This window comes from Gelidibacter algens (genome assembly GCF_001678675.1).
Classification (GTDB): domain Bacteria; phylum Bacteroidota; class Bacteroidia; order Flavobacteriales; family Flavobacteriaceae; genus Gelidibacter; species Gelidibacter algens.
Window position 1 is genome coordinate 51,075 of the sequence record NZ_LZRN01000018.1, and the last position, 19,864, is coordinate 70,938.

Here is a 19,864-nt window from a genome sequence, read left to right on the forward strand (position 1 = left end):
TATGCTCCAATTTGAAATACTATTAAAGATTTTAAAATTCAACCAAAATGAGACCATTCAAATATACAGGTGCACAAAATAAAGATCAAGCGCTTCAGGCTTTTACAGCAACTTCTCATTATCTCGGGGGTGGGACAAACCTGGTGGATTTGATGAAGGAAGATGTAGAGCGCCCAGATCAACTTATCGATATTAACAACCTCGATTATAAAAAAATAACTTCTAATGATAAAGGCGGATTAACCCTTGGCGCAATGCTTAGCAATTCTGAAACCGCCAATCATCCAGAAGTAAGAACCAATTATCCCTTACTATCCATGGCCATGCTATCTGCTGCCACAGCACAGATTAGGAATATGGCGAGTAATGGAGGAAACTTACTGCAGCGCACCCGTTGTCCGTATTTCTTCGAGGTTTCGATGCCTTGTAATAAAAGAGAGCCAGGTTCCGGATGTGGAGCGCTGAATGGGATGAATGCTTTACATGCCATTTTTGGATATAGCGATAGTTGTATTGCTACAAATCCTTCAGACATGTGCGTGGCCCTTGCTGCCATTGGAGCAACGGTGGAAGTTCAGCAAACAGATGGTTCTTCACGCATGATAGTATTCACAGATCTTCATCGTTTGCCGGGCGATCGGCCTGAAAAGGATACGACCCTTATGCAAGGTGAATTGATCACGGCGATTCATTTGCCAAAACCAGAATTTTCAGATCATTATTACTACTTAAAAATTCGCGAACGTTCCAGTTATGCGTTTGCATTGGTATCGGTTGCTGCAGGATTGCAGGTAAAAAGTGGTGTGATCACAAAGGTTGGATTAGCTATGGGCGGAGTTGCGCATATCCCTTGGAAACTTACAAAAGCTGAAGGATTCCTTGCTGGAAAGAAACCAACTTCGGAAAATTTTAAAGCAGCCGCAGCACTGGAGATGAAGGATGCAAAACCATTTGAAGCGAACACATATAAAGTAGAAATGGGTAAAAACGCAATTGTTAGAGCGCTTACCCAAGCATATGAAAGAGAAGTATAAGCCAATCTCAAAAATTAAAATTATGACAAAGACAACAAATGCATCCGGCGTTGGAACTGCTATCAATAGAGTGGAAGGCCATCTTAAGGTGATGGGAAAGGCTAAATATGCTTCTGAATTTCCGGTAGAAAACAAAGTCTATGGTCAGGGTATAAACTCTACGATCGCCAAGGGGGAGATCATCTCCATAGATACTTCTAAAGCTGAAAAATTAGATGGGGTTCTAAAGATCATTACTTATAAAAATGCAGAAAAACTAAAAGATTTCGATAAGGAAATGACCCCAATTGCTACAGACACTATTGCTCCGGTCTTGCAAAGTAATAAAGTACATTATTATGGAGAATATGTTGGTCTTGTGGTGGCAGAAACTTTCGAGCAGGCACAATATGCAGCGAGTTTAGTGAAATTTGAATATAAAAAGGATCCTTCCGCAGTCATCGACTTTGAGAAGTCGAAATCCAAAGCCTACACTCCGGATAATGGCACCAATTATTCAAGGGGAAATATGGAACAAGGACTTTCTGAAGCGGATGTGGTAGTGGAACAAACCTACAATACGCCAATCGAACACCACCATCCAATGGAGTTGCATGCCGTTATCGCTTCTTGGGATAATGGAAAAGTAACGGCCTATTCGAGTCAGCAAATTGTGGAAGATGCTAAAATAGCCATCTCAAGCACATTCCAGATTCCGAAGAAAGATGTGCGCGTCATATCTGCTTTTGTGGGGGGCGGATTTGGTTCAAAACTAAACCTCGATCGACATGTGATTATGGGCGTAATGGCATCAAAAATGGTGGGAAGACCAGTTCAGGTAACCGTTACCAGAACGCAGATGTTTACCAATACGAACATGCGGCAACAGAACGAACAAAAAATGCGGGTAGGCGCTAAAAAAGATGGTACGCTCACAGCGCTTTCTCATGAAACGCTTTCTCATACCGCTACAAACCAAGAATATCAGGAGCCCTGCGGAATGGTTTCTAAAATGTTATATAAAGTGCCTAATAACGAGGTAACTTATAAGTTGATCCCGATGAATATCCAAGTGCCCTTCGCTATGAGAGCTCCCGGAGAAGCCACTGGTAGTTTTGCATTGGAATCTGCAATGGATGAAATGGCCTGGAAACTGAAAATGGATCCTCTAGAGTTCCGCATAAAAAACGATACACAAACCGATCTTCATGAGAACCGACCGTTTTCTTCCAGATTACTGGTAGAGTGTTTGAGAATTGGAGCCGATAAATTTGGTTGGAAAGACCGAAAATCAGAACCACGTACTAACAAAAAAGGCAATTGGCTTATTGGCTATGGTGTAAGTGCCGCTTCCAGAAATTCTCCATACCAGAAAACGTATTCAAAAGTAATTCTGAAATTGGATGAAGATAAGGTATTTGCTACCATCCAAATGGATGCCACTGATATTGGTACTGGTAGTTATACGATTATTGCCCAAACCGCTTCAGAATATCTAAAGATCCCGGTAGAACAAGTAAGTGTAGAATTAGGGGACTCCGATTTTCCCATAACACCTGGTTCCGGAGGTTCTTGGGGAGCAGCTTCCTATTGTAATGGCGCGCGTGCTGCTTGTGAAAATGCGATTAAAACACTTAAGAATAATCGGAATATCAAGGAAGAAGAAGATATTACTGTTTCTGAACTTCTAAAAAAGAATCAACTTACCAAATTCGAAGCTGAAGGAATGGCGGAGCCATCTGCAGAATTCGAAAAATACTCGGTTTTCTCATTCGGCGCTAATTTTTGTGAAGTTTGGGTAGATAAGGATACAGGTATGTATCGCATTGAGAAGATGGTCAATGTAGCTTCAGCTGGAAAAATATTAAATCCGAAGACTGCTTACGGGCAGATCATAGGAGGTTTAACGATGGGTGTAGGCATGGTCATGGCTGAACAAACTCATGTGGAACCTAATTTTGGAAATTTTATTACCCGTTCTTTTGCAGATTATCACGTACCGGTAAATCTGGATATGGCCAATATTGATGTGATCTTCCTTCCCGAAGAAGATAAGGTCGCCAATAAAATGGGTATTAAAGGAATTGGCGAATTGGGGATCACCAGTGTTGCTGCTTCCATCGCAAATGCCATATTTAACGCAACCGGTAAGCGGATGCGAAGTCTACCTATCACTCCAGAAAAGTTGATAGTTGCAGGTCTGGAGCCCGGCATAACAGCTTAAAAATTAAAGTAAAAACGCCTAGCTATAGAGTTGGGCGTTTTCTTTTTAAAAGGTTTTGAATAATAAGTCCTCTAATATGTATCGATAAAAGGAAATTATTTCTTAATTTTTAGGAAAATTTAAGATCATGGCAGAATTCAGTATTAACATTAATGGCGAGAAACACAACGTAAACGTCGATCCTAGTACGCCCTTGCTATGGGTGTTGAGAGACCATCTGAAAATGGTGGGAACCAAATATGGTTGCGGTATAGCCCAATGTGGCGCCTGTACAGTACATTTTAATGGAACTGCCGTGAGATCTTGCCAGCTTCCTATTTCAGCAGCAATAGATAATAAGATCACCACAATAGAAGGACTTTCAGAACATGGAGACCATCCAGTTCAAAAAGCTTGGTTGGAGCATGATGTGCCACAGTGTGGTTATTGTCAGGCAGGGCAGATCATGACTGCTTCGGCATTGTTAAAACAAAATCCCAACCCAAGTGATAAGGATATTGACAATGCCATGAGCGGGAATATTTGCCGTTGTGGTACCTACATCAGAATTAAGGCTGCCATCAAAACGGCTTCAGATTCACAACTCTAAATAGTTATCAGTTTAATTCATACATAAAAATGACTAAAATAAAAACATCAATGGGCCGAAGATCCTTTATTAAAAGTGTTTCTTTAGCTGGAGGCGGACTGATAATAGGATTTAATTGGTTAGCGTGTCAAGGCCCTACGGAAGAAGGTGGAAAGGAATTGGCGATGCAAATGCCAGAGGAGTGGTTCGAACTGAATGGCTATCTCAAAATTGGAGATAACGGCATTGTAACTATTTATTCTCCAAATCCGGAAATTGGTCAGAACGTGAAGACGTCTATGCCAATGATCGTTGCTGAAGAACTCGATGTAGACTGGAATAATGTAGTGGTAGAACAGGCGCCTCTAAATACTGAAGTCTTTACCCGTCAGCTGGCAGGTGGAAGTCAGTCTATTCGTCAAGGCTGGCAATCCTTAAGAACAGCCGGAGCAACAGCAAGACAAATGTTGCTAACCGCTGCTGCAAAACAATGGGAAGTTCCGGTATCAGAACTTTCAGTTGAAAACGGAATAATAAGTCATAAAAATAGCGACCGTACCATTGGATACGGCGAGATCGCAAAAGCTGCCGTAAATGTTGAAATTCCCGAAGTAGTGGAATTAAAAAATATAGACAGCTTTAAAATCATTGGCACCTCCCGTAAAAATGTGGATGCCAAGAAAATAGTTACAGGTCAACCTTTATTTGGGATAGACACTTTTAAAGAGGGAATGTTGATTGCGATGATTGTGCAACCGCCAGCTTTCGGAATGGAGTTCAAAACGATGGATGCGGCGAAAGCGAAAGGAATGCCAGGCATAAAAGATGTGTTCACCATAGACACCTATCCTGATGATATGGAGAAGGAATGGAGCGATGTCGCAGCATTTTCTAAACTTGTCGTCGTAGTTGGCGAAAGTACCTGGCAGGTCATGCAGGCTAAAAAAGAAGTAAAGGTGGAATGGGATTTAAATCCGAAACTCGTTAAACAAATTGAAATCCTCGAGAAATCTGCAGGAATGGATGGTGTCAGCGGATTGGAAAGCACTTCGATCTATATGACACTAATGTCAGATGTAGGCTCTAAAAAATCTGAAATTGTGAGACGAGATGGGAATCCTGAAAAGGCATTTGAAAATGCAGCTCGGGTTATTGAACGTTCTTATACCTGTCCGTTCCTGTCTCACAACTGTATGGAACCAATGAACTTTTTCGCAGACGTTAGCGGAGGGAAGGCAGAATTATTAGGCCCAATCCAAACTCCTGAATTTGCAGAGAAAAGTGTAAACAAACGTCTGGGATTAGACTTGGAAAATATAGACATTCAAATGACCCGAATGGGTGGTGGTTTCGGTCGCAGACTGTATGGACATTTCCTTGTGGAAGCAGCTGTGATTTCTGAAAAAATGGGAACACCCATCAAACTTGTGTATTCAAGAGAGGATGATATGACCAACGGGGTATACCGTCCGGCGTATCACGTCACTTATCGTGCAGCGCTTGATGCCAATAATAAACTAACCGCTTTTCATGTAAATGCGGGAGGAATCCCTGAAAGTCCGCTTTTTGCGAATCGGTTTCCGGCAGGAGCAATAGAGAACTATTTAGCTGAAAGTTGGAGTATGGAATCGAATATTTCAACTGGAGCATTTAGAGCGCCGCGATCTAATTTTATAGCTGGCGCCGAACAGTCTTTCTTGGACGAATTGTCCGAAGAAATGGATCAAGATCCTATTCAATTTCGTTTAGATCTATTGGATCGGGCAGGAAAAAATCCTGTTGGAGAAGAAAATGATTATGATGCAGCCCGTTATGCTGGGGTTTTGAAACTTGCCCGAGATAAATCTGGTTGGAATAACAATACCGGATTGAGCAGAGGTGTTGCTGCCTACTATTGTCACAATTCTTATGTGGCGCAAATTTTAGACCTATCGGTAAAGAATAATCAGCCATCGGTAGATAAAGTGACCTGTGCTGTAGACTGCGGAATCGTGGTAAACCCTGACGCCGCTAAAAATATGGTTGAAGGTGGTACCATCGACGGCATTGGTCATGCACTTTATAGTGAAATGACTTTCAAAGATGGAGTACCGCAGCAAAGTAATTTTGATACTTACAGACTGATTCGTCACAAGGAAGCTCCAAAAACTATAGATGTTCATTTTATAGAGAATGGCATAGATCCTACAGGCTTGGGAGAACCGCCATTTCCGCCAATTCAGGGCGCTTTAGCGAATGCTCTTTACAAAGCGACTGGCAAGCGATTTTATGATCAGCCATTTATTTCACACATGCAGGATGATTTAAAGACTTAAAGATGTCACTTGAATGAAGCAATTAAAGATCAAATGCTGGATAGAAGCGGATGGAGAAAAGTATTACGGACCGGGACCTCATGAACTTCTTAAACAGATTCAAAAAGAAGGTTCCCTTTCCAAAGCTGCCGAGAAAATGCACATGTCGTATAAAAAAGCTTGGGCAATGGTTCAAAGACTGAATCAATTTTCAGAAGAGGCATTGGTAATTTTGAAAAAAGGAGGCCAACATGGAGGCGGCGCTGAAGTAAGTCCTTATGCATTAGAAATAATGAAAGAATATGATACGCTTCAATTGAAGGTAAAGCAATTGATAGATCAAGAAGGAAAATTACTAAAGTTCTTAAAATAACATTAAATCACAAGAGAAGTCCGTATCCTTTCTTAAATTTATAAACCGATATGTTTACAAATACATAACGCTTTTAATGAACACTAAAAATAAAATATATCTGGATTACAATGCGACCACACCGGTAGATAAAAGAGTGGTGGATGCAATGTTGCCTTATTTTACTGAAATATTCGGCAATGCCAGTAGTGATCATGTTTTTGGATGGGATGCTGAAGAAGCTGTTGAATTCGGAAGGGAACAGGTTTCCAATCTGGTAAATTGTAAACCTACAGAGATCACTTTTACTTCAGGTGCTACGGAAGCTGCGAATCTTGCCCTTTTCGGCTTTTGTAAAAGGAACAGCTCAAAAGGAAAACATATTATTACCTGTAAAACAGAACATAAAGCCATTCTGGATACCATGCAGGCGCTGGAAAATGAAGGTTTTCAGATCAGGTATCTGGATGTGGATACTGAAGGAAATATCGATCTTGAAGAATTAGAGAATGCCATTAATGCGGAAACTATTCTGGTTTGTTTGATGCTTGCTAATAACGAAACCGGACTCATTCATCCAATGAAGCAGATTGAAAAAATTGTTCATTCTAAAGGTGTTAAGTTGATGAGCGATATTACGCAGGCGGTTGGGAAGATTCCTGTAGATCTAAAAGAACTGAATTTAGATCTTGCCATTTTCTCTTCTCATAAACTCTACGGACCTAAAGGCGTAGGTGCTTTATATATCAATAAAAAGTATAAAGTAAAGGTTGATCGCACCGTTTTTGGCGGAGGTCAGGAAAAAGGAATGCGTCCCGGAACTTTGAACGTACCCGGAATTGTTGGTTTTGGAAAAGCTGCGGAAATTGCTTCTGAAGAAATGCAAGAGGAATCCATCAGAATATCAAAATTAAGAAATAGGCTTGAAGCGCTTTTGGAAGAAATTGAAGAAGTCCACATTAATTCGAAGCATAGCGACCGACTTCCAAATACAACCAATGTCTCTTTTGGAAACAGTGATGGCAATCAATTATTGAGAAAACTGAACAACCTTGCCATTTCTCGTGGTTCGGCATGTACTTCGAATATCGTGCAGCCATCACATGTTCTAAAAGCGATGGGGCTAACAGACGAAGTGGCATTGTCTTCTTTTCGGATTAGTCTTGGTAGAAAAACCACCCTTGCCAATATTGAATTTGCTGCGAAAGAAATTAAGAATGCGGTGCAACAACAAAAAATTCCTGTGGTATGAGAGAGATGGAATTCATCATAGCGCAATACGAAAATTTAAGATCTCAGGGAATCGGATGCGTGCTTGCGACCGTTGTTCATGTGGAAGGTTCTTCCTATAGACGTGCCGGAGCGAGAATGCTGGTGGATGAATTTGGGAATATTACCGGAGCCATCAGTGGTGGTTGCCTGGAAGGCGATGCGCTTAGAAAAGCTTTACATGCCTTGCATCAGCAGAAAAACAAACTGATCACGTACGACACCAGTGATGAAGATGATGCTTTGATAGGTGCGCAGTTAGGTTGCAATGGCATCATTCAGGTGTTGTTTGAGCCTTTGGATTATGAAGATGATTTAAATCCTTGCGAATTGTTCAAATCGGTCGTGGCACAAAAAAATTCTTTGGCGATCGTTATACAGTTCAATTTAAATAGATCTAAAGCGCAAGCGGGAACTATTTTGTTCATCGATGGAAATTCAAAGATTAGCGGGAAACAACCGGATAAAGTAGTATTTGATATTATTCTGGAACAAGCGCAACTCGCAATTGAGAATAAGAGATCCATTTTCGTTGAATTGCCAATTGGAGGAGAAACACAACACTTATTCATTCAAAATTACCAGCCTCCGGTAAAGTTGATCATTGTTGGAGCCGGAAACGATGCACAGATCCTGGCACATCAGGCGGATTTGCTTGGTTGGGAAGTAATTGTCACTGATGGTAGACCAACACATGCAAATAAAGAACGTTTTACCAGTTCCTGTCAGGTCGTTGTAACAAAACCTGAAAAAACCCTGGAGAATATAGAGATAGACAACCGAAGCTGTTTTGTAATAATGAGTCATAATTATAATTACGATCTGGCGGTATTGAAATTATTACTTAGTGAAGATCAAATTCCATATATCGGTATACTCGGTCCATTGAAAAAATATCAGCGAATGCAAAATGATCTAAAGTCTGAAGGATTTGAACTTTCTAAAGAAAATAGGAATAAAATCCATGCGCCTATAGGTTTGGAAATAGGTGCAGAAACACCCGCAGAAATAGGACTTTCAATTTTAGCTGAAATTCAGTCGGTTTTGAAACAGACCAGTGCAAGACCATTAAGAGAGAAGTCGGAACCAATACATGAGAAGAATAATAATCATTTCAAAGAAATAAAGGTTTGATAAAGAATGCTAAAATAGGAGTTGTGGTTCTTGCGGCAGGTGCTTCCAGCCGACTTGGATATGCAAAGCAATTAGTGGAATTTAAAGGCAAATCTTTATTGCAACACGCGATAGATATTTCAGAAGTGATGGATTTTGACAGCAAAGTGTTAGTGCTGGGAGCAAGGAAAGAAGAAATAGAACGTAAAATAGATTTAAAGGGATTTGAGATTTTGATAAATGAGAACTGGGAAGAAGGAATGGCTTCCAGCATCAGGAAAGGCGTGTTGAGGTCTCAGGAATTAGAAAATAATTTGGATCATATAGTAATTTTGCTTTCAGATCAACCCTTTGTGAGCAGAGAAAGTATTGAGGCATTGATACAGGTTCAGTTGGACAAAAATAGTCAAGCTACCTTTTCAGAATATGCGGGAGATATTGGAGTTCCTGCAATTTTTTCCGCAGAAGTTTTTTATGATTTAAAAGAATTGAAAGGAGATCAGGGAGCTAAAAAACTCATTCACGATCAGAAATTAGATTTCGAGATCGTAAAATTTGAATTGGGAAATTTTGACGTGGATACTGCGGAAGATGTAGAATTATTAAAACAGATGGAAGAAGAATGAAAGTAACTGTAAAATATTTTGGAGTGATCGCTGAAACAGTTGGGAAAAGCGAAGAGGTTTTAGAATTGGAGCAAGGATTATCCGTAAAAGAATTGAAAGATCAGCAGATCAAAAAGTATCAGATTTCAGATGCAGCATCGCTACAAATTGCGGTGAATCAGAATTTGAATAAAGAAGTAGAATTAAAAGATGGCGATGAGGTAGCATTTTTGCCACCATTTGCAGGAGGTTGATGAGATACGACAGGCAAATAAAATTAGATGAAGTTGGAGTTTCCGGGCAGGAAAAACTCCGCAAGGCCAGTGTGCTTATCGTTGGCGTGGGCGGACTTGGATGTCCTGCAGCGCAATATCTTACGGGTGCCGGTGTTGGGAAAATCGGATTGATGGATCACGATACAATTTCCATCACCAATCTGCATCGTCAGGTTTTATATGATGAAAATGATCTCGGAAAACCCAAAGCTTTGGTCGCAAAACAGAAGCTACACAGGTTGAATAGCGAAGTAGAATTGATTGCGATTGAGGAAGCCTTAACCAAGGATAATGCGGAACAGCTTTTCAACCAGTACGATCTTATCTTGGATGGTACCGATAATTTTGAAACGAAATACTTGATCAACGATGCCTGTATTTTGGCCGGAAAGCCTTGGGTATATGCGTCGATCTATAAAAATGAAGGACAGCTTTCCGTCTTTAATTATAAAAACGGGCCCTCATACAGATGTCTTTTTCCGAAGACAACCCGACAAAATGTAAGTTGTGAGGCAACCGGAGTTTTAGGAGTAGTTCCAGGGATTTTCGGAATGCTTCAGGCGATGGAAGCGCTCAAGATAATTCTGGGTGTTGGTAAAGAGCTCTCAGGAAAACTGAAAATATCGAATCTGCTTTCAGGTTCAGAACAAATTCTGAATTTTCAGCAAAGACCGGAAGAGATTGAAAAAGTGAAAAAAATTGGGATCATGCAGGTGCGTATGGACTGCGAAATGATAGATTCCGATAAAAAATATCTGGATGTTCGGGAGGCGTTTGAACAGCCAAAAGTGACTGCTGCCAATGTAATCCATATTCCATTAGGGGAATTAGGGCATCGTTCGAATGAAATTCCGAAGCAAGAAGAAGTACTGGTGTTTTGCCAGTCGGGAAAACGAAGTCAGCAAGCAGTTGCAATGCTGCAAACAGATTTCGGATTTCAGAATTTAAAAAATGTAAAAGGAGGCATAAAAACTATAACTAATGGATAAGAAGAAACCAAAAAAAGTATTCGTTCATGGCGCCATTCCACCGGAAAAGATCGCCAATTCAATAGCGAATCATCAATCCAAAACCAACATTGGTGCGCATAGCATCTTTCTGGGACAGATTCGTGCTGATGTAATTGAAGGTAAAACGGTAAGCGCTATTGAGTATTCGGCTTACGAAGATATGGCAGAACGTGTTTTCCATGAGATTAGGGAAGCGGCATTTTCAAAATTCGATATAACCTGTGCCCATATTTATCATAGTCTGGGCGAGGTGAAAACCGGTGAACTCTGTCTTTTTGTATTTACCTCTTCGGCACACCGAAAGATTGCAATAGAAGCCTGCAATTATTTCGTGGAAGAGATCAAGGCCAATGTGCCCATTTTCGGAAAAGAGATTTTCGAAGATGAAACCCACCAATGGAAAGTGAATACATAATATGGTTGATATAACCCATAAAATAAATACGTTGAGGGAAGCTACCGCAATTGCGATTGTAAGGACTTCCAACGAAGACACGATAAAGGCGCTACAGGAAAATAGAGTTCCGAAAGGGAATGTTTTTGAAATGGCCAGAGCTGCAGGATTACTGGGCGTAAAGAAAACGCCAGAGCTGTTGCCAGATTGCCATCCCTTGCCTATTGAATATACAGGAATCGAATACGAGATCAACGGATTGGAGATACAAATTTCGGTTAAAGTAAAAACCATTTATAAAACTGGTGTTGAGGTGGAAGCCATGCATGGTGCAAGTATTGTGGCTCTTACGATGTATGACATGCTAAAACCTATCGACAAGAATGTAGAGATCGGGACAATCAAACTTCAGAATAAAAAGGGAGGAAAATCTTCTTATAAAATTGATGCTGAAGGATTGACTGCAAAGGTCATTGTTTGTTCAGATACCATTTCGAAAGGAAAAGGAGAAGATAAAGCAGGAAAGGCTATCGTTTCAAAATTGGAAGCACTTGGGATCAAATCTGAACGGATTATTATTCCAGACGAGCCTGAAGAGATAAGATCGGCTTTAAATTCTGCAGATGCAGATATATTGATTTTCACAGGAGGAACTGGCGTTGGTCCGCGTGACGTAACTCCTGAAACTATAGAACCGATGCTGGATCTAAAACTAAAAGGCGTTGAAGAACAAATGAGAAATTATGGTCAGCAGCGCATGCCTTACGCGATGCTTTCCAGATCTGTAGCCGGAATAAAAGACGGAAAAGTTGTTCTGGCATTGCCGGGATCCACCAAAGGAGCTGCAGAATGTATGGATGCAATATTTCCGCACGTATTGCACGTTTTTAAAGTTATAGAAGGAAAAAGACATGATTGAAGAAAAAAAGAAAATAGTAGATAATTTTGGAAGAGCACATACCTATCTCAGGATCTCGCTGACCGATCGTTGCAACCTGCGTTGTTTTTACTGCATGCCAGAAGAAGGAATTGAATTGATGGAAAAGTCCAATATCATGACCATTGAAGAGATCATTGAACTCGCTACAACTTTTCGCGATCTAGGGGTGGATACCATTCGGCTTACCGGTGGGGAGCCTTTGGTAAGAAAGAATTTCGGGTATCTGGTAGAGGAACTGGCAAAACTGGGAGTGACGCTAAAGATCACCACCAACGGAATTATGCTGGATAAATATCTGGATTTATTTCAGAAGATAGGTTTGAAAAAAATCAACCTGAGTTTGGACACTTTGGATAAGGCAAAGTCGGTTTTCATCACGAAACGGGATTATTTTGAGCGTATCATCAAGAATATCGAAACGGCTCTTGAAATGGATATGGAAGTGAAGTTGAATATTGTGTTGATCAAAGGTGTAAATGACAATGAGATCAACGATTTTATTGAACTGACCAAAAACAAGAATCTGACCGTAAAATTTATAGAATTCATGCCTTTTAAAGGCAATAAATGGGACTGGAGCAAAGGTGTCGGAAAACAGGAAATTCTGGATATTGTTTCTGAACGTTTTGGAAATATTGAAGTATTACAAAACCCAAAGCACAGTACCTCGTCGAATTTCCAGGTGAAAGGTCACACAGGAAGTTTTGCAATTGTAAGCACGATTACGAATCCCTTCTGCGCCGATTGTAACCGTATTCGTTTAACTGCCGATGGTAAAATGATGAATTGTTTGTTTGCGAATTCTGAAACCGATCTGCTCACGCCTATGCGTAATGGAGGGGAAATGAACGAGCTAATTATAAACGCGATCAAGACGAAAAAGTTTTCCCGTGATGGTATGGATGTAAAAATGGATGCCGACCATTACGAACAAAACAGGTCTATGATTTCAATTGGAGGCTAATGGTAACAATTGAAGAAGCACATAAAATTATCAAAGATCAGAAGGTTAAGCTGAAAACAGAAACAAGGAAACTTAGTGACTGTTTGGGTTTTTCAATTTCAGAAGATATTAATGCTCCCTTTGATATGCCTTCTTTTGACAATTCGGCAATGGATGGCTATGCCTTATGCGGAATTTCTCAAGAATACACCATTATTGGCGAAGTTGCTGCCGGTGATAAAAAGGAGTTTGAATTGAAGAATGGAGAAGCGGTGCGCATTTTTACCGGAGCGAAAGTTCCAAAAGATACTTCCGCAGTGATGATGCAGGAGAAAACCCGTGTGGCTGGAAACAAGCTTACTTTGGAACAAATGCCGAAGGAAGGACAGAGCATTCGTAGAAAAGGAGAAGAGTTAACCCAGGGACAGCTTGTTTTCGAAAAAGGATACAGCATCACTCCTGCAGGAATAGGGTTGATAGGAAGTCTGGGAATCCAGAACGTTGAGGTTTTTAGAAAGCCACTTATTAATTTGATCACAACAGGAAACGAATTGATAGAGCCCGGAAAACCAAAGGCAGAAGGACAGATCTATGAATCCAATAGCTATGCGTTGGCTTCAGCATGTGAACAGTTCGGATTTAAATGTGGGAATAAGAAACAAATTGAGGATGATTTTGAAGCAATAAAATCAGGAATAAAAAAATCCCTTGAAACTGCAGATGTTTTAATTCTTTCCGGAGGAATTTCAGTGGGAGATTATGATTTTGTTAAGCAGGCACTGGAAGAGAACGGAGTGGAAGAGCAGTTCTATAAAGTCTTTCAAAAGCCTGGAAAACCCCTCTATTTTGGAAGAAAAGAAGATAAATTTGTATTCGCCTTACCAGGAAATCCTGCATCTTCCTTAAGTTGTTTCTATGTGTATGTATTGCCTTTTCTTTATCAGCTAAGCGGATCAAAAAAAAACGGAATGGAGCGATATTCTTTTCCTATTTCCCATGATTTTGAGAACAGAGGCGATCGGCCTTCATTTTTGAAAGCAAAGATCAGCAATGGTGAAGTTGAGATCCTAGACGGGCAAGGGTCGTCTATGATCTTATCTATGGCGCAAGGAAACGCTTTGGCTTTTATCGATGCTGAAACTTCGCTTAAAAAAGGGGAACAGGTACAATGTCTTTTAATCTTATAGCATGCCTATAGAATACCTGCCCTTTATCTTTTTCTTTATTGCCTTATTCTACAGTTCCGTTGGTTTTGGCGGAGGCTCAAGTTATCTGGCAATTTTGAGTCTGGTGCTTACCGACTTTTATGAGATCCGTTCCACAGCTTTGATCTTAAATATCTGTGTAGTTACAATAGGAACAATCGTTTATATGAAGCATGGGGTTCTAAAACCAAAATTGCTTTGGCCGTTTTTTGTGCTCAGCATTCCCATGGCCTATTTAGGTGCACTGGTGAAGCTTTCGCAAGACTCATTTTTCTTAGTGTTAGGTTGTGCTTTGTTATTGGCAGGGATATTTATGCTGCTGAAACTTGTTCAAAGTCGATTAGAATCTGTAGAATTTTCTAATTCTAAGAAGCTATTATTGGGAGGAAGTATTGGATTGCTCTCTGGTATTTCTGGAATTGGGGGAGGGATATTTTTGTCTCCAGTATTGAACTTACTTAAATGGGAAAATCCCAGAATCATTGCTGCGCTGGCTTCAGTTTTTATCCTCGTGAATTCTCTTGCCGGACTTGTGGGCCTTAACGTAGCAGGAACCTTTCGTTTGGACTATGATCTTGTATTCAACCTTATTATTGCAGTTGTGCTTGGTGGAAGTCTGGGCTCTTATCTGTCCAATAAAAAATTCAATCTGAAATTTTTAGGAATCCTTACAGCAATCCTTGTGTTCTATGTTGGGTTGAGACTCATTCTATTGCACGGCTTTGGAATAAAAATCTGAGTACGTAAATAAATTCACTTTGAGGGATGCGCGCAGCGACACCCTTTTTTCGTGAGATTCAACTTGAGACCGCTTTTTTTTAGAAAATAGTCTTAGTCATGCTCAGTGTATCTTCTGAATTTAAAATAACCCCAAATTTTAATGCCATTTAGAAATCCAAGTTTTCTACCTCAATGATGCCCCACCCATTTAATGTTACGATGATCCATATATTTTTTTGTTTTATCTCAAAATGAGTGACAGTTAAGTCATTCAATGCTCCTAAAACCGAAATTCCACTTTTGATTTCAATTTTAGAAGCAAGTTTTGCATTTAACAGCATCAGGTTTTCAGTTATAATTGGTAATAATTCAATATTGAGTTTTTTGATGAATTTTCGATACATAAATGTATTGATCACAGATTTCAGCATCTGATTAGCAAACCAACTTTTTCCTGTACTGTCAATTTTATAAGTATCAATATAAATTTTTTGGGATTCCATATCCATGTTCACAAAGGTTTGAATGGAGATTTCAAGTTCTCGACTTTTGTAGAGCGCTGTTAGGGTTTCTAATTTAACTATCAATTCTAAATTGTACTTTTTGATAGTGCTTTTGGCGATATCAATCTCGAGTATCTTAAAGTAATTGATACGCTTTCCATTAGAATTATCCCTACTGATGATTTTCCCTCTAAACTCTTTATTTAAGTAATTTTTTAAGCTTATAAAACTAACTTTAATGGGAATGGATAGCAATATATCTTGATTGGTTGCTTCTTGGTCATTATTCATAGTTCAGAAATTAAAGATGAGACGCGATTAAACGAATTTGACTTTTACAAATTTGCTTGAGTATGTATTGGTTTTTAAGACATTAATTTTCAAACTATTTCAATTCACGAGTATTCATAAATTTAGCTAAAAGTTTAGCCATCACGAAAGTTTTTGATTTTTAATCTAAAGCGCATGTTGGAGCATAAATCAATACCATTTTTCAGATATAAATTTTGTCGTCTAAGGGTTTGATTTGTTACAGGCCGTTCTTTTTAATGGCGCCACTCTCAAGAAATCCATGGTACTTTAGTCCATGGTTTAATACGAAAAGGAACAACGATGGTTCTATAGGAAGTAACTCAAAATAGTAAAGTGTCGAGGCAATTTTTTTATAGAAAACAGGTATCAAAACCACATTTTGAGCTTGAAAACCCTAGAACAACAAGCTTACCACTGTGCCTTCATGTTCTATACTTTGCAGTTGGATTTTACCGCCATGCAAGAGCATTATTTGTTTGCAAAGGCTTAGCCCAATTCCGCTTCCGGTCTTTTTGGTACTGAAAAACGGCACAAAAATACTGTCCATGATTTCGGCTGGAATGCCTTTGCCATTATCGCTCACCTTGATTTGGGCAGCGCCTTTATAACCGATGGCCGCCGATACGGTTATCTGTGGCTTCACGCCGTTTTCTGTGGCATCGATGGCGTTTGGTATGAGGTTGATGAGCATTTGCTCGATAAGATAAGCATCAATTTCAAAAAGCAAATTGGGATCGTCCAACTTGAAAATCAGCTGTACTTCCCTGTCCTCCAAAGAAGGTTTCATGAGCTCGCTAATGTTGTCGAACAGCTCAGAAACTTTGATTTTGGTTTTATTGACATGCGTGATTTTGTTGAGGCTTCGATAGGTCTTTGCAAATTTCATCAAGCCTGCACGGCGATTTTTTGATGCTATTGCGGCCTGCATTGACATCTTCCAGTTCCAATGAGGTGGTTTTTGGGTGTTCTATGGATTGCTGAATGTTTTTCTGAAGGGTTTCTGCTAAAGACGTGATGGGTGCAATGCTGTTCATGATTTCGTGGGTCATCACGCTCAATAGCTTTTTCCAAGCTTCACTTTCGTTGCGGTTTAGGGTGTCTTCAATATTCTGAAGTACGATGAGCTTAAAGGAATGGGATTCCATCTCAAAAACCGTGTCTGAAATCAAGACTTTAAGTGATTCCTGCCGCAGGTCCAAAGTGACCGAAGTCGTGTTGGAGTGGTAGGTCTCAAACAATTCGTCGTATATTTTTGCCGCTCTTTTTTCAATAATACTGGATGTTTTTAAACGCAGGGAAATCCAAGGTTTTCAGGAAAGAGTCGTTTGTCCAGAGCACTTCGCCAGTTTCAACATTATAAGCGATGAGGCCAATATTGACCATCTCCAATATTTTTTGAAGGTACACAAACTGTGCTTGGCGTTCGCTGTCTATGGCCTTGATGGTTTTGTTGACCAAGTTAAATCCCTTGTGCAGCTCTCGAATGTCCTGTGGGCCTTTGGTCTCCACAAACCATCTTGAAAAGTCGCGGTATTTAATGGATTCGAAGAAATCATCCACTTCCACAAAACGTTTGACCATAAAACGATAGAGGTGATATACCGCAATTACCGAAAGGATACCACCTCCTATAATCACGTAGGTCTTGACCCAGGCAATCCCAAAAGCCAATAAAATCAGCGCAAGAAGCAAGCCCAGCACCCGTATCGTAAGCGAGAAGAGGTAGCTTTTATAGGTCATATTATGGAGTCTGCAATAAAGTGCCGCGCGGGTAATGCCCAATTCTTTGGCAGATTTGGAGATGTTCCCGTTTTTTTTCTCAATCACGTTTAGGATGGTGTTTTTTTCAAACAATTACCTATATTTTTGTGTGTGCCGTTGCTATCACATCAATAAATCATCAAAAGCAAAAAGCTCCACCAGAAAATTGGTGAGAATTTTCCAGTGGAGCATATACCTAACCGCCCGCCAGGAATTTGTCTGACTGGTAGCTCATACTAGGCTTTAAAGCCATTTGTAGGTTATTAGAATGTAGTAATTAATATAAAATGAAATCATTAATGTCCGATAAAAATTAAACCGGCTTGATTTTATTTTTTATCTATATGATTTTCAGTGCTTTGATTTATATCTTTCGTTTTTTTTGAAAAACAGGTCACAGATTAAATACTAGTTGTTCTGATTCAGCTTTGTCAATTATCCAATCCTTTTCGGGGTTTTCCAGAAATCTCATCAAATTGATGTAATTGAAAAGGTGGATTTTGCAGAAGCTGACCAAATTTGAAAATGCCCAACTGCGCTTCAATCTCTTTTTAACCACTGCCAATAGCAGATTGACTATCAGAACACAATAAATTTGTATTTTAATTGCATTTTCATTATCTCCCAAGAAATATTTCAATGGAAAATTCTGTTTCAGCTGTTTAAACAGTATTTCTATTTGCCATCTTATTTTGTACAGGGCAGCAATTAAATCGGCGCGCAAGTCAAACAAATTAGTTAAAAATTCAAATTCTCGTTTGTTTACGCGGTCATAAAACGTCACTTTCCTCAATCTTAATTTCGATATTTCCTTGCCTTTTTTTACATCAACTTCAATAATTTCATCTTCTAAAACTCCGTTATGGATCCGTTCCCCAATATCTAATTTTTCGATACTTAGATACGATGCGTTGTCTTTTATGCGAGTTACAAATCCTGTTTTATGGGCTGTAAAATGCTCAAAAGCCTTGTAATCATTATATGCCTTATCAAAAACATAAATGGTGTTCTCATCGCATTTTAGCTTTTCTAAAAATTTATGATCGTGTGTTTTGGCTTCACTGAACCAGACCAAGCTCGGTACGATTTCATCTGCGTTGATAACAGAATGTACTTTTATTCCCCCTTTTCTTTTTCCGCTTTTTGGATTTCTGCCAACGCAACCCATAATGTCCCTAAAAAGGCTAATTGTTGAACTGTCGAAAATTTTGACCTGCTTTATTATGACATCTTTAATGCGGCTGTCCGATAAGAAACCACCATACTGTTTGAGCAATTGATGATAGATATTTTCAAAGACCAAAACATCCCTTTTCTTGTTTGCATCAGATAAAGTACTCCTTTTGGGAATATGGTTTAGCTGAAAACTACTCGTTTTTCCCGATAGACCCAGCATTGCTCCAGATATTTCACGCAATGACGTGCACTTTGAGAACGAACAGAAAAGCATACTTATCAAATGGTCCTTTGTGGTAAATCGCTTGGTGTAACGGTCTGAATCACATTTCTTGACCTCTCTTCTTATCAAAGAATCATCTATTAAAGAAATCAGCTGTCCGAAAACAGATTTACTGGAAAAATAATTACTTTTACTCATCGTATTTTAGTTTTTTGCAACTCCAAATTACGATTTTTTAAGAAGCCATTCATTTGGCTTCTTTTTTTATCGGACAACAATGGTTCTAAATCAAATTTTAGAAAAATTATTTAAAATTTAAAGAGACGTCTTGTCTATTTTAAGTAATGAAAATTTATTAGATAAGGAAAACCCTGGGTTTACTTTATTTGGTAAAATAGTATTGGCTTGAGTTAGATTGGTTTTGTGCTTTCTTTTATCACATCCAACATCCACAACGCAACCTTTACCGTTTAAATTTTCTTTAAACCATAATCAGTCGAATTGCTGTGCTTACCAATTCCGAGGAGGTTTTTGAACCTGTTTTATGTAACATGTTCTGTCGATGATTATCTACGGTCTTGATGGATATATTAAGCAGCGAAGCAATCTGTTTACTTCCAAAGCCTTTTGCAAGTAATTGCAAAATTTCTTTTTCCCGACTGGTTAGTTGGGGTGCACTAAATTGGGTTTTGGAGAAAAAGGAATTATCCATAATCTTATAAAATATTGATTATAAGTAAGTTATATATGCAATTTAGCAATTACTCACCTAATTACGCACCTCTTACTATACGTTTTCATAATACTAAATTTGATATATTTATTGATCATAGAATTCTCATAAAATAAGCTCGTATACAATCTTAAATTTTTTTACAGTGAACATTTAATGCGGTTAAATCTTTGCTTTAAAAATAAAAGCAGGATTCTTCTAATTAAAAAAAACATCTATCATTATTTATTT

General features: G+C 39.2%; 20 protein-coding genes and 1 pseudogene. 15 read left to right on the forward strand and 6 right to left on the reverse strand.

The genetic code is table 11. The features are described 5' to 3' along the window. Positions 1-47 precede the first annotated feature (47 nt). The 15 genes from A9996_RS10195 to A9996_RS10265 all read left to right on the forward strand — a co-directional run bounded on the left by A9996_RS10195 (position 48) and on the right by A9996_RS10265 (position 14,944). Entirely contained in the window at positions 48-1,034 is a 987-nt protein-coding gene (locus tag A9996_RS10195; protein ID WP_066434153.1) for an FAD binding domain-containing protein, read from the forward strand. Positions 1,035-1,056: 22 nt separating this feature from the next. Next, positions 1,057-3,237, forward strand: a complete 2,181-nt coding sequence (locus tag A9996_RS10200; protein ID WP_066434220.1) for a xanthine dehydrogenase family protein molybdopterin-binding subunit — start codon at positions 1,057-1,059, stop codon at positions 3,235-3,237. 127 nt (positions 3,238-3,364) lie between these two features. Further along, the gene (locus tag A9996_RS10205) at positions 3,365-3,826 is read left to right on the forward strand and encodes a (2Fe-2S)-binding protein (RefSeq protein ID WP_066434160.1); all 462 of its coding nucleotides are present in this window, start codon (positions 3,365-3,367) and stop codon (positions 3,824-3,826) included. A gap of 29 nt (positions 3,827-3,855) precedes the next feature. Further along, positions 3,856-6,120, forward strand: coding sequence for a xanthine dehydrogenase family protein molybdopterin-binding subunit (locus A9996_RS10210; RefSeq protein WP_066434162.1), 2,265 nt, complete (start codon positions 3,856-3,858; stop codon positions 6,118-6,120). Positions 6,121-6,133: 13 nt separating this feature from the next. Continuing rightward, complete coding sequence (locus tag A9996_RS10215) at positions 6,134-6,472, forward strand: winged helix-turn-helix domain-containing protein (RefSeq protein ID WP_066434165.1); 339 nt, start codon at positions 6,134-6,136, stop codon at positions 6,470-6,472. 76 nt (positions 6,473-6,548) lie between these two features. Beyond that, positions 6,549-7,703 carry a cysteine desulfurase family protein gene (locus A9996_RS10220; RefSeq protein WP_066434168.1) on the forward strand — a complete coding sequence of 385 codons (1,155 nt, stop codon included), beginning with the start codon at positions 6,549-6,551 and terminating at the stop codon, positions 7,701-7,703. Then, positions 7,700-8,854, forward strand: a complete 1,155-nt coding sequence (locus tag A9996_RS10225; RefSeq protein WP_066434171.1) for an XdhC family protein — start codon at positions 7,700-7,702, stop codon at positions 8,852-8,854. The genes A9996_RS10220 and A9996_RS10225 overlap by 4 nt, the downstream gene beginning before the upstream one ends. Further along, complete coding sequence (locus A9996_RS10230; protein ID WP_066434178.1) at positions 8,851-9,459, forward strand: nucleotidyltransferase family protein; 609 nt, start codon at positions 8,851-8,853, stop codon at positions 9,457-9,459. The genes A9996_RS10225 and A9996_RS10230 overlap by 4 nt, the downstream gene beginning before the upstream one ends. Further along, complete coding sequence (locus tag A9996_RS10235; protein WP_066434183.1) at positions 9,456-9,692, forward strand: MoaD/ThiS family protein; 237 nt, start codon at positions 9,456-9,458, stop codon at positions 9,690-9,692. Before A9996_RS10230 ends, A9996_RS10235 begins: the two co-directional genes overlap by 4 nt. Beyond that, complete coding sequence (locus A9996_RS10240) at positions 9,692-10,702, forward strand: HesA/MoeB/ThiF family protein (protein WP_066434186.1); 1,011 nt, start codon at positions 9,692-9,694, stop codon at positions 10,700-10,702. The genes A9996_RS10235 and A9996_RS10240 overlap by 1 nt, the downstream gene beginning before the upstream one ends. Continuing rightward, positions 10,695-11,138, forward strand: a complete 444-nt coding sequence (locus tag A9996_RS10245) for a molybdenum cofactor biosynthesis protein MoaE (protein WP_066434189.1) — start codon at positions 10,695-10,697, stop codon at positions 11,136-11,138. The genes A9996_RS10240 and A9996_RS10245 overlap by 8 nt, the downstream gene beginning before the upstream one ends. A gap of 1 nt (position 11,139) precedes the next feature. Continuing rightward, positions 11,140-12,036, forward strand: a complete 897-nt coding sequence (gene moaCB / locus A9996_RS10250) for a bifunctional molybdenum cofactor biosynthesis protein MoaC/MoaB (protein ID WP_066434192.1) — start codon at positions 11,140-11,142, stop codon at positions 12,034-12,036. Further along, positions 12,029-13,021, forward strand: a complete 993-nt coding sequence (moaA, locus tag A9996_RS10255) for a GTP 3',8-cyclase MoaA (RefSeq protein ID WP_066434197.1) — start codon at positions 12,029-12,031, stop codon at positions 13,019-13,021. Before moaCB ends, moaA begins: the two co-directional genes overlap by 8 nt. After that, positions 13,021-14,187, forward strand: coding sequence for a molybdopterin molybdotransferase MoeA (locus A9996_RS10260; RefSeq protein WP_066434199.1), 1,167 nt, complete (start codon positions 13,021-13,023; stop codon positions 14,185-14,187). The genes moaA and A9996_RS10260 overlap by 1 nt, the downstream gene beginning before the upstream one ends. Before the next feature lies 1 nt (position 14,188). Continuing rightward, positions 14,189-14,944, forward strand: a complete 756-nt coding sequence (locus tag A9996_RS10265) for a sulfite exporter TauE/SafE family protein (protein ID WP_066434202.1) — start codon at positions 14,189-14,191, stop codon at positions 14,942-14,944. 148 nt (positions 14,945-15,092) lie between these two features. On the opposite strand, the gene A9996_RS10270 is transcribed toward A9996_RS10265, so the two are convergent. The 6 genes and pseudogenes from A9996_RS10270 to A9996_RS21055 all read right to left on the reverse strand — a co-directional run bounded on the left by A9996_RS10270 (position 15,093) and on the right by A9996_RS21055 (position 19,612). After that, entirely contained in the window at positions 15,093-15,719 is a 627-nt protein-coding gene (locus A9996_RS10270) for a DUF4403 family protein (protein WP_066434210.1), read from the reverse strand. A gap of 415 nt (positions 15,720-16,134) precedes the next feature. Beyond that, positions 16,135-16,626 (reverse strand): sensor histidine kinase, encoded by a 492-nt coding sequence (locus tag A9996_RS20960; protein ID WP_317047112.1) that lies wholly within the window; start codon positions 16,624-16,626, stop codon positions 16,135-16,137. After that, the gene (locus tag A9996_RS20965) at positions 16,574-16,978 is read right to left on the reverse strand and encodes a hypothetical protein (protein ID WP_317047109.1); all 405 of its coding nucleotides are present in this window, start codon (positions 16,976-16,978) and stop codon (positions 16,574-16,576) included. Before A9996_RS20965 ends, A9996_RS20960 begins: the two co-directional genes overlap by 53 nt. A 508-nt stretch (positions 16,979-17,486) precedes the next feature. Further along, positions 17,487-17,588: pseudogene (locus tag A9996_RS19640) on the reverse strand (helix-turn-helix domain-containing protein); the annotation flags it as partial. Positions 17,589-17,895: 307 nt separating this feature from the next. Then, positions 17,896-19,098 carry an IS4 family transposase gene (locus tag A9996_RS10280; RefSeq protein ID WP_066429769.1) on the reverse strand — a complete coding sequence of 401 codons (1,203 nt, stop codon included), beginning with the start codon at positions 19,096-19,098 and terminating at the stop codon, positions 17,896-17,898. Positions 19,099-19,381: 283 nt separating this feature from the next. After that, positions 19,382-19,612, reverse strand: coding sequence for a response regulator transcription factor (locus A9996_RS21055; RefSeq protein ID WP_066434213.1), 231 nt, complete (start codon positions 19,610-19,612; stop codon positions 19,382-19,384). Positions 19,613-19,864: the final 252 nt, after the last annotated feature.

Excerpts from the sequence above, each read along its gene's own strand:
- A9996_RS10195 (WP_066434153.1), top strand. The coding sequence starts at position 48 with ATGAGACCATTCAAATATACAGGTGCACAAAATAAAGATCAAGCGCTT.
- A9996_RS10200 (WP_066434220.1), top strand. The coding sequence starts at position 1,057 with ATGACAAAGACAACAAATGCATCCGGCGTTGGAACTGCTATCAATAGA.
- A9996_RS10205 (WP_066434160.1), top strand. The coding sequence starts at position 3,365 with ATGGCAGAATTCAGTATTAACATTAATGGCGAGAAACACAACGTAAAC.
- A9996_RS10210 (WP_066434162.1), top strand. The coding sequence starts at position 3,856 with ATGACTAAAATAAAAACATCAATGGGCCGAAGATCCTTTATTAAAAGT.
- A9996_RS10215 (WP_066434165.1), top strand. The coding sequence starts at position 6,134 with ATGAAGCAATTAAAGATCAAATGCTGGATAGAAGCGGATGGAGAAAAG.
- A9996_RS10220 (WP_066434168.1), top strand. The coding sequence starts at position 6,549 with ATGAACACTAAAAATAAAATATATCTGGATTACAATGCGACCACACCG.
- A9996_RS10225 (WP_066434171.1), top strand. The coding sequence starts at position 7,700 with ATGAGAGAGATGGAATTCATCATAGCGCAATACGAAAATTTAAGATCT.
- A9996_RS10235 (WP_066434183.1), top strand. The coding sequence starts at position 9,456 with ATGAAAGTAACTGTAAAATATTTTGGAGTGATCGCTGAAACAGTTGGG.
- A9996_RS10240 (WP_066434186.1), top strand. The coding sequence starts at position 9,692 with ATGAGATACGACAGGCAAATAAAATTAGATGAAGTTGGAGTTTCCGGG.
- A9996_RS10245 (WP_066434189.1), top strand. The coding sequence starts at position 10,695 with ATGGATAAGAAGAAACCAAAAAAAGTATTCGTTCATGGCGCCATTCCA.
- moaCB (WP_066434192.1), top strand. The coding sequence starts at position 11,140 with ATGGTTGATATAACCCATAAAATAAATACGTTGAGGGAAGCTACCGCA.
- moaA (WP_066434197.1), top strand. The coding sequence starts at position 12,029 with ATGATTGAAGAAAAAAAGAAAATAGTAGATAATTTTGGAAGAGCACAT.
- A9996_RS10260 (WP_066434199.1), top strand. The coding sequence starts at position 13,021 with ATGGTAACAATTGAAGAAGCACATAAAATTATCAAAGATCAGAAGGTT.
- A9996_RS10265 (WP_066434202.1), top strand. The coding sequence starts at position 14,189 with ATGCCTATAGAATACCTGCCCTTTATCTTTTTCTTTATTGCCTTATTC.
- A9996_RS10270 (WP_066434210.1), bottom strand. The coding sequence starts at position 15,719 with ATGAATAATGACCAAGAAGCAACCAATCAAGATATATTGCTATCCATT.
- A9996_RS20960 (WP_317047112.1), bottom strand. The coding sequence starts at position 16,626 with ATGAAATTTGCAAAGACCTATCGAAGCCTCAACAAAATCACGCATGTC.
- A9996_RS10280 (WP_066429769.1), bottom strand. The coding sequence starts at position 19,098 with ATGAGTAAAAGTAATTATTTTTCCAGTAAATCTGTTTTCGGACAGCTG.
- A9996_RS21055 (WP_066434213.1), bottom strand. The coding sequence starts at position 19,612 with ATGGATAATTCCTTTTTCTCCAAAACCCAATTTAGTGCACCCCAACTA.